The 1,601-nt window shown below is 62.7% G+C and carries 1 pseudogene; it reads left to right on the forward strand.

What is annotated here, in order from left to right:
• Nucleotides 1–432: 432 nt before the first annotated feature.
• Nucleotides 433–1,421, forward strand: a pseudogene (locus H8B02_RS47115) (TorF family putative porin).
• The last annotated feature ends 180 nt before the right edge of the window (nt 1,422–1,601 follow it).

Here is a 1,601-nt window from a genome sequence, read left to right on the forward strand (position 1 = left end):
CGAGCCACGAGCCGGCGCCGAGTTGGGGCACCGACAGCGAGCACCACTAGCCGAACCTGCACCGGTTCACCTGATCGAAGCCGCAGCGGACGCCGCTGCGGCTTTTTCCGTATCGGCCGTCCGTAGTTTTGCGGAGGCGCGATTCGCGCCGACACCGACCGCAGCATGTCGAACTGTTGCTCGAATCCGATTTTGCGCGCCGCTCAACCGGGGCGGGAGCCCTGAGTCTTGTGGTGCAAATGCAACACCCGCCAACCAACGTGTGGCGAGGAGGTCAGAACGCCTAAAAAGTCGGCAGATGCATGTCTTTTCGCCTTCACGGTACCGTGCACGGGCCTCAGATTGGTCCCACGCGATTGAGTTGCAGTCCGTTATCGCGCGCCCTGGGGGCCACCGGAGCTGGGCTGTCTTGAAAAGTAGATGGGGATCGTCATGAAGAAACTGGCTTTGTTAGCAACGGCGCTAGCAATGATTTCGAGCTCGGCAATGGCAGCTGACATGGCGGTGAAGGCCGTCAAGGCGCCGCCGCCGGCTCCCTTCGATCCCTGGGATGTCGCCTTCGGCGCCGGCATCATGAGCGACTACATCTTCCGCGGCGTCACCCAGTCCAACCACAATCCGTCGGTCACCGCCTATTTCGAGCCGCGCTACAACGTCAACAAGGACCTGCAGCTCTACATCGGCACCTCGACCGAAAGCATCTCCTTCGCCAACCGCGCTGCGGCCGAAGTCGACGTCTACGGCGGTATCCGCCCGACCTTCGGCGCCTTCGCCTTCGACATCGGTGTCTGGGGTTACCTGTATCCGGGTGGAACCTGCTACTTCGCGCGCCGACCGACACCGCCGGCAAGCTGCTCAGCCCGGAGTGCGCAGCCAACGCCCTGCTGAACGGCAACGTGATGAAGAAGGACGTCTCGTTCTTCGAAGTCTACGGCAAGGCGACCTGGACCATCAACGACAACTGGGCGTTCACCATCAACGAGTACTACTCGCCGAACTTCCTCAACACCGGTGCCTGGGGCAACTACTCCTCGATCATCGGCAAGTACACCGCGCCGAGCACCGTGTTCGGCACCAGCGGCGTCGGCATGTATGTGTCGGGTGAGTTCGGCCGGCAGTGGCTCGGCACCTCGGACAGCTTCTACGGCGTTCCGGCGTTCCCGAACGGCATCAAGTATGCCGACTACAACACCTGGAACATCGGCATCGGCTTCACCTACAAGGTGTTCACGCTCGATCTGCGCTACTCCGACACCGACCTGTCGAAGGGCAATTGCAGCGCCTTCACCAGCGACTTCACCGCGGGCGGAACCACCAATGTCACCCCGATCAATCCGGGCGGCACCGGCTCCAACTGGTGCGGCGCGGCTGGTATCGCCAAGCTCTCGGTCGACCTGACCGCGATGTCCAACTTGAAGTAATTTCCTCTTCCGAGGATCGCGGGGGCGGCAGAGCAATCTGCCGCCCCTTTGTTTTGCGGACTCGGGTGATGACAAGGCTGGAGCGGCGGACTGGCTCACCTCTCCCGCTTGCGGGGGAGGTCGCCGCGCGTAGCGCGGCGGGTGGGGCTCTCTCCGCAATGCGATTCGTGGAGAGAGCCC

The sequence above is a fragment of the Bradyrhizobium altum genome, assembly GCF_020889705.1.
GTDB classification, from domain to species: Bacteria; Pseudomonadota; Alphaproteobacteria; order Rhizobiales; family Xanthobacteraceae; genus Bradyrhizobium; species Bradyrhizobium altum.